This is a genomic window from Leucobacter komagatae (assembly GCF_000834055.1).
Classification (GTDB): domain Bacteria; phylum Actinomycetota; class Actinomycetes; order Actinomycetales; family Microbacteriaceae; genus Leucobacter; species Leucobacter komagatae_A.
In genome coordinates this window covers 1-7,468 of record NZ_JXSQ01000051.1, presented here as the reverse complement: position 1 = coordinate 7,468, position 7,468 = coordinate 1, and the positions used below count along the sequence as shown (strand labels likewise).

Here is a 7,468-nt window from a genome sequence, read left to right as displayed (position 1 = left end):
AGGCAAGACTCCTGAGCGACGAGCATGTAGCTCCCCGTGTCGATGTGGCTGTTGATCGCGTTCGTCCAGTTGTGGATCGCGGTGTCGCATCGGCGAGGAATGCTGCCCGCTCCGTCAGACGAGCGACCGCACCTGCCGTCGCAAATGCGCTGGCGTCGACGATTCGCACGCTCGACGAGATCGAGAACCCAAAGGCCGCGGCGCAGGTGCGCGACTTTGGCGTGCGCACCGGCTACCTTGAACCGGTGAAGAAGAAGCGCAGCGCCGGCGGGATCGTCGCAATCGTGCTCGGCTCAGTGGCCGCCGTTGGTGTTGGCTACGCGCTGTGGCAGGCGTTCCGCACTGACGACGAGCTGTGGGTTGCTCCCGAGGGGTAGCCTCGCCCTGGCCTAGGTGCCAGAACGGTTAGTGCCGCGTGATCTCGATCGTCCCGATCCTGATCGCGGGGCACTACCCTGTTGCGCGTCGGTTCCTGAGGCGCCGGCGCCCTGAGCGGCGCCGCGGGGTCCAGCCGCCTTCGCCGCCCCACTTTTCGGCGAGGAGCCCTTGCCCGAGGCCTTGGCGGAGCCCTTCGATGAGCCCTGTTTGGCTGATCCTGCGCGCGCCGCACCCGACCTTCCCTGGCCCCCGCGCCCTGAGCCGCCTGGCGATCGGCGCGAAATTCCCGCCATGCGCAAGCCGGTCTGCACGAGCGAGAGCGTCTTCAGCGAGCCGACGTCCTTCAGCGAGACCCATCTGGCCTCGTCAGACGAGCCGTCAACCTCATTCTGCAGCGGCCCGTCTTGCACGCTTGCGCGGTAGACGATCCGAATTGTGTGCAGTTCGGGATCGTTCCCTGCCGGAACTTCCTCCCGCACCATCACGCGTGAATCGACGCCGAGGAGCCGGCCAACCTTAGCGTTCAGCCCGGTTTCCTCGAGCACTTCCCGCACCACGGCGTCCTTTGGGTCCTCGCCTGATTCGATCCCACCGCCGGGAAGCGTCCACCCGTGCAGGTGCCCTCGCCTCCAGTGCGTGAGCAGGATCTTGCCGCGGCGCTCGATGACCGCGTAGGCCGCTACCCGAAGATCCATACAGTGAGCCTACCGCTAGCGTCACTCGAGCGCCCTGCGCCACCCCTTTGCCCACCGTTGCATTCGGTCGTACGCGTCGCCTCGTGGCCCGGGCGCTGACATGAAGACGTCGTGCAGCGCCCCATCGACGCGTTCGAGCGTCACCGACCTGCCAAGCCTGAGCGCCGCGCGCGAAACACCCTCGACGTCGAGCACGGTGTCGGCACGTGTGAGCTCCTCACTCCACCTGGCGGGGAGCGCGGTCCGCGTGGAGAGCAGCACGCACACAGGCACATCGAGATTGAGTCCGCGGTAGACGCGGTCGTGCCCCGCGAGGATCGCGCGGAGCCAACCGTTGTGAACGGCATGGCTCTGCTCGGGCTTCCACTCCGCGTTGATCCGCGCAACGTCCGCCTTCGGGCCGACCTCCCGCAGCGCCCGCGCGTAGAAGCCGTAGTCAAGCTGCGGCAGCACCTCAAGCGGCACAAGTTTCGCCCCGAGATTCACGATGGGCGCGATCATCTGTCTGCCACGCGCAGAAAGCTGCAGTTCGAGCCACGGGCTGTTGAGAATGAGCGCGTCGGCAACACCCGGGTTTCGGCTCGCCCAGAGGCTGAGCACGAGGCCACCCGTCGAGTGACCGAGCAGCACGAGCTTTCGTTCTGGGTGGTTTCTCTGGGCGGTACTGCGCATCTCTGCGAGCGCGAACTCAATCTCAGCGTCGTAATCGGCAAGGTCACCGATATAGCCAGGCGCCTGGCCCGGCCGCAGGCTTCGCCCATACCGTCTGAGGTCAATCGCGAAGAATCGTGCGCCGCGGTCGGTCCAAAACTTCGCGAGCTCGGTTTGGAAGAAGTAGTCGGACCAGCCGTGCACGTAGAGCACGTCGACGTCTTCGAACTCGCGCCGTCGTCCTGTAGCCCTCGCCCACTGCGATCGGCGCTCCGGAAGGGACCGGATGAGGGTGGCGACGAGTTGCCGCGCGTCGAGCGGCCCCTCCTGCTGCTCGGGTGTTCGTTCGACGACTTCGGGCGCGTCATCCTCACCGAGTTCAAAGGTTAGGCTTTCAAAACCCTCGCCGAGCACGTCTGGGCGCCACTGAATCATGCTGCCAGTCTACGAGCGTTCCGATGGGTGGATCGAGGCTTTTCTTATTCATCTTTGTGCGCGCTGGTGCTGCTGCGGCGCCCGGCTTCCTCCGGCCTTGCGGGGATGACACGGGGCGAGTGGCGCGATCGAGCTGCACTCGTCGTGGTCACGATGATGTTGCTCAGCACCACGAGTCCGATGCCGACCATTTCCGCGATCGCGAGCCCTTCGCCGAGCAACACAAACCCTACGATCGCAGCCCAGACGGGATGCATGCTCTGCAGCGTGCTGAAGAGCCCGGCCGGAAGCAGTCGCAGCGCGGTCATGTCAGCTGACAGTGGCAGCACGGACGAGGCTAACCCGCACAGCAGTGCGAGGCCTATCGCCCACATTGGAGGTGGCTGCGCCACGCACAGCGCGATGGCGACCGGGAGCCACACTACGGCAGAGATGAGGCTGGCCGTCGCCGTGCCCTGGACTCCGGGGAGGCGCCTCCCGATGTTGCGGTTCAGGAGAATGTAGGCCGCCCAAGCGCAGGCCGAAAGCAGGCCGATCCCAATGCCAAGATAGTCAGACGTTGGGCCGGGGTTCACCAGCACGATGACCCCAACGATGGCGATGACGCCCGCGAGGTAGTCGATCACCCTGCGTGCCGCGAGGATCACAAGCGCGAGCGGGCCAAGGAACTCAAGTGTGATTGCCAGCCCGAGGCCGAGCCGGTCGATCGTGAGATAGACGCTCGTGTTCATCACGGTCAGCGCGAGCGCGAGCGCGATCACAGCCAGCCAGTCGGAGCGCCGCATCGAGCCGAACCGTGGCCGCCCAATAGGCACGAGCACCACCGCAGCGACGAGTTGCCGCACCGCGACCACCCCGATCGGCCCAATCGCAGGGAACGCGAGCGCACCGGCGGCAGCGCCGAGCTGATTGCCGAGCGAGGCGACCTGGGTGATGCCGATCCCCCGCCCGAGGTCGGCTGCGGCATATTCAGCTGCTGTGGGGCGGCTTAGCGCGGGCTTGTCTTGAGTCACGGCTCAACGATACGACCGATTTTCTGTTTCGTATTGTGCAAGTTTGGGCGCTTACATACGCTTTACGTATGGAATGGTCTCTCAAGGAACTGCGCTGCTTCGTCGCCGCTGCAACCTCCGGTACGATCACCGGAGCGGCGAGCGAACTGCACGTTTCGCAGGCCTCGGCCTCACGGGCAATCGCTGGACTCGAACGCGCTCTCGGCCAGCAGGTTCTCCGCCGAGGCAGGCACGGCTGCGTGCTCACGGCGTTCGGGGAGGCACTGCTCCCTCACGCACGTAGACTGCTCGCACAGGTGGACACGATGAACGCCCTCGCACAGCGGGAGCAGCACCGGATACGGCTCGGCTATGCTTGGTCGGCGCTCGGCAAACACACGACCAATCTGCTCCGGCAGTGGCGAGAAACGGACGCCGCGTCAGAGCTGCATTTCGAACACCACGACACCCCAACATCCGGGCTTGCTGAGGGACGCTGTGACGTCGCGATCATGCGGAGCCCTCCCGATCCGCTCAAGTACTCGAGCGCCGTGATTGGGCTCGAACGCCGAGTCGGCGTATTTTCGGTGGATGATCCGCTCTGGGCGAGACGACGAACGCTCCGGATGCGAGAGTTTGCCGCCCGCACCGTCGCCGCAGAGCCCCGCGCTGGGACCACTCGGCGCGAACTCTGGGACGGGGGGCCAGCCCCCGAGAACTTTCTCGCCGTATCGAACACGGAAGACTGGTTGACGACGATCTCCGCGGGGGAAGCTGTTGGCGTCTCAGCTGAGTCAACGGCTGTGCATCACGCACGAAGCGGGGTTCGCTTTATTCCCATCACCGACGCACCGCGCATCGCTGTCCGGCTCGTCTGGTGGCGCGACGAGGCCCCGACAGGCGTCGAGGCCCTCGTCGAACTCGCCACCCGACTGTATGCACGCGGCTGATAGTGAGTGCGCAGGCTAGGCCTCGACGCTTTCCTCCCGAATCGTGTTGATGATGCCAGAGAAATCCTGCTGCGCGCCTGGCCCTGCAGCGAAGGCCGCGTAGCGACTCTGCGCCAGTAGGCCAAGCTGTGCATCGACGCCGGTGAGGGCGATCATCTGCTCGGCAAGGCCGAGATCCTTCGCCATCAGTGCACCGGCGAACCCCGGCTCGTAGCTGTTGTTCGCTGGGCTCGTGGGCACCGGCCCGGGCACGGGGCAGTTCGTCGTGAGCGCCCAGCACTGCCCCGATGCGTTGCTCGCCACGTCAAAGAGTGCCTGATGAGAGAGGCCAAGCCGCTCACCGAGCACGAATGCCTCCGCGACGGCGATTTGGGTCACTCCGAGGATCATGTTGTTACACACCTTGGCAGCCTGGCCGAGGCCTCCCCCGCCGCAGTGCACGATCCGCGCGCCCATGGCCTCGAGCGCTGGGGACGCTGCCGCGAAATCGGCCGGCTCACCGCCGACCATAAACGCGAGGGTGCCTTTCTCCGCGCCGACGACCCCACCCGATACGGGGGCGTCGAGCGCCCGGTGCCCGGCGGCGACCGCAAGTTCAGCAGCTGCTCTTGCCTCATCAACCGCAATGGTCGAGCAATCGAGGAACAACGTTCCCGGCCGCGCGGCTTCCAAGAGCCCTGGTTCGTCGCCGCCGCGATAGGCAGCGAGCACATGTTTGCCCGCTGGCAGCATCGTGATGACAATGTCGGCCTGTTCCGCTGCCTCATTCGCAGAGGCGGCGATCGGCACGCCGGCAGCCCTGGCCTCCTCGCACAGCTCGGGGACGAGGTCAAAGCCGAGGACGGAGAACCCCCCGCGTGCGAGGTTTGCCGCCATTGGCCTCCCCATGTGTCCGAGCCCGATGAACGCAATCGTTGTCATGTTCTCTCCTTCACTTGTCGCGTCCCGCCCGCAGGGCGTCTCGCTACCGCTTGCCACCGTGCAGCAGCCCGCGCCCGACGATGGTGCGCATGATCTCGTTTGTTCCCTCAAGGATTTGGTGCACGCGGAGGTCACGCACCACCCGTTCAATCCCGTACTCGTGCAGGTAGCCGTAGCCTCCGTGGAGCTGCAGCGCCTGGTTCGCGGCATCGAATGCCGCGTCAGTCGCGAAGCGCTTGGCGAGGGCGCACGCGACTGCGGTATCGCTCGCGCCGCTGTCCATCTTTTCCGCAGCGCGTTCAAGCAGCGCCCGCGCCGCCTGCAGATTGGTCTCCATGTCTGCGAGCGCGAACACGATCGACTGATTCGCAGCGAGCGGTGCCCCAAACGCGTGACGCTCCTGCACATAGGCTGTCGCTCGCTCGAGTGCCCACTGGGCACCCCCGAGCGAACAGGCACCGATGTTGACCCGTCCCCCGTTCAGCCCTTTCATAGCGATCCGAAACCCGTCGCCCTCTGCACTCAGCCGGTTCGCAACGGGCACCCTGACCTCATCGAAAATGACCTGCCTCGTTGGCTGCGCGTTCCAACCCATCTTGTGCTCGTTGGGTCCGAAGCTCAACCCGGCAGTGTCTTTCTCGACCACGATCGCGCTGATACCGCCTGAGCCCTGTTCGCCTGTGCGCGCCATGACGACGTATACCGCTGCGCTGCCAGCACCAGAGATGAACTGTTTCGTTCCGCTGATAACATAGTCGTCACCATCGCGACGCGCACTCGTGGTGATCGCAGCGGCATCTGACCCAGCGCCTGGCTCGGTGAGACAGTACGCTCCGAGGTCTCGCATCGAGGTCATCCCGGGGAGCCAGCGCGCGCGCTGCTCGTCGGAACCGAACGTGTCGATCATCCAAGCCGTCATGTTGTGGATCGAAATGTACGCGGCGACCGCGGTGTCTCCGCGGGCGAGCTCCTCGAAGATCGCCACGGCGTCACGCCTGGAGAGCCCTGAGCCGTACTCCTCGCTGACGTAAATCCCGCCGAGGCCAAGCTCCCCTGCCGCGGCAAGCGTGTCGACGGGGAAGAGCCGTTCAGCGTCTCGCTCGGCTGCGAACGGTGCGAGTTCGGCATCGGCAAAGTCGCGGACGGCATCGACGAGGGCAGCGCGCTCCTGCTGTTCGAGTTCAGTCATGTCGCGTTAATCCATCGTCGGGATGACGAAACTCGCTCCCTCTTTCGTACCAGACGGCCACCGGCTCGTCACGGTCTTTGTCTTCGTGTAGAACCTAAACGCGTCTGGGCCGTGCTGATTCAGGTCGCCGAACCCGGAGCGCTTCCAACCTCCGAAGGTGTGGTACGCGATCGGCACGGGGATCGGCACGTTCACACCAACCATGCCAACGTTCACCCGTGCGGTGAAGTCGCGGGCGGTGTCGCCGTCTCGGGTGAAAATTGCGACGCCATTGCCGTACTCGTGGTCACTCGCGAGCGCGAGCGCTTCTTCGTAGGTTTCGGCTCGCGTGATCACGAGCACTGGGCCGAAGATCTCTTCCAGGTAGATCTTCATCTCTGCCGTCACATTGTCGAAAAGTGTCGGTCCGAGGTAGTAACCGTTCTCGTAGCCGGCGACGGTGTGCCCCCTGCCGTCTGCGAGGAGCGTCGCTCCCTCGTCAACGCCGAGCTGGATGTAGTGCTCGACCCGCGCCTTCGCCTCGGCAGAGACGAGTGGGCCGTAGTCGGCTGTGGCGTCGAGGGCCGGCCCGATCTTCAGGTCCGCGACCCGCTCAGCAAGCTTTGCCGCGAGGGCGTCCGCCGTCGCCGCTCCGACGGGTACCGCGACGGAGATCGCCATGCAACGCTCACCTGCTGATCCGTAGCCGGCACCGATGAGTGCGTCAGCGACCTGGTCGAGGTCCGCGTCCGGCATCACGATCATGTGGTTCTTCGCACCGCCGAAGCACTGGGCACGCTTCCCGTTCGCCGCGGCGGTCTCGTAAATGTACTGCGCAATGGGCGTTGAGCCAACGAAGCCGATCGCCCGAACCCGCTCATCGTGCAGCAGCGCATCGACGGCTTCTTTGTCGCCGTTGACGACGTTGAACACCCCTGGCGGGAGTCCTGCTTCGAGCAGGAGTTCTGCGATGCGCAGCGGAACAGAGGGGTCACGCTCCGAGGGCTTCAAGATGAACGAGTTTCCTGCAGCGAGGGCAGGGCCAGCCTTCCACAACGGAATCATGGCAGGGAAGTTGAACGGGGTGATGCCAGCGACGACTCCGAGCGGCTGACGCATCGAATACACGTCGACGCCGGTGCCAACTCCCGTCGAGTATTCGCCCTTGAGTAGGTGCGGTCCACCAACTGCAAACTCGATGACCTCGACACCGCGCTGAATATCGCCAATCGCGTCAGGCACCGTCTTGCCGTGTTCGCGCGAGAGCAGCTCTGCGAG

The 7,468-nt window shown here is 65.1% G+C and carries 8 protein-coding genes; 2 read left to right on the top strand and 6 right to left on the bottom strand.

Features of this window, described 5'->3' with window-relative positions:
- Positions 1-377, top strand: a 377-nt coding sequence (locus tag SD72_RS16405; protein WP_042545548.1) for a hypothetical protein, incomplete at its 5' end; no start/stop codon positions are given.
- A 12-nt stretch (positions 378-389) separates the two neighbouring features.
- On the opposite strand, the gene SD72_RS18615 is transcribed toward SD72_RS16405, so the two are convergent.
- From SD72_RS18615 to SD72_RS16390, 3 genes are read right to left on the bottom strand one after another with little or no spacing between them, the layout of a single operon-like run.
- A complete protein-coding gene (locus SD72_RS18615; protein WP_084767298.1) occupies positions 390-1,073 on the bottom strand; it encodes an NUDIX hydrolase in 684 nt (227 codons plus the stop codon).
- Positions 1,074-1,094: 21 nt separating this feature from the next.
- Positions 1,095-2,159 (bottom strand): alpha/beta hydrolase, encoded by a 1,065-nt coding sequence (locus SD72_RS16395; protein WP_042545545.1) that lies wholly within the window; start codon positions 2,157-2,159, stop codon positions 1,095-1,097.
- Between the two features lie 44 nt (positions 2,160-2,203).
- Positions 2,204-3,172: an EamA family transporter gene (locus tag SD72_RS16390; RefSeq protein ID WP_232299836.1), complete on the bottom strand. Its 969-nt coding sequence runs from the start codon at positions 3,170-3,172 to the stop codon at positions 2,204-2,206.
- A gap of 68 nt (positions 3,173-3,240) precedes the next feature.
- Between SD72_RS16390 and SD72_RS16385 the strand changes: the two genes are divergently transcribed.
- Positions 3,241-4,101 (top strand): LysR family transcriptional regulator, encoded by an 861-nt coding sequence (locus SD72_RS16385; protein ID WP_042545544.1) that lies wholly within the window; start codon positions 3,241-3,243, stop codon positions 4,099-4,101.
- A gap of 15 nt (positions 4,102-4,116) precedes the next feature.
- Here the strand turns inward: SD72_RS16385 and mmsB are convergent, their stop codons facing one another.
- The 3 genes from mmsB to SD72_RS16370 all read right to left on the bottom strand — a co-directional run.
- Positions 4,117-5,022 (bottom strand): 3-hydroxyisobutyrate dehydrogenase, encoded by a 906-nt coding sequence (gene mmsB, locus SD72_RS16380; protein ID WP_042545543.1) that lies wholly within the window; start codon positions 5,020-5,022, stop codon positions 4,117-4,119.
- Between the two features lie 43 nt (positions 5,023-5,065).
- Positions 5,066-6,211: an acyl-CoA dehydrogenase family protein gene (locus SD72_RS16375; protein ID WP_042545542.1), complete on the bottom strand. Its 1,146-nt coding sequence runs from the start codon at positions 6,209-6,211 to the stop codon at positions 5,066-5,068.
- A gap of 6 nt (positions 6,212-6,217) precedes the next feature.
- A partial coding sequence (locus SD72_RS16370; protein ID WP_042545541.1) for a CoA-acylating methylmalonate-semialdehyde dehydrogenase occupies positions 6,218-7,468 on the bottom strand: 1,251 nt, incomplete at its 5' end.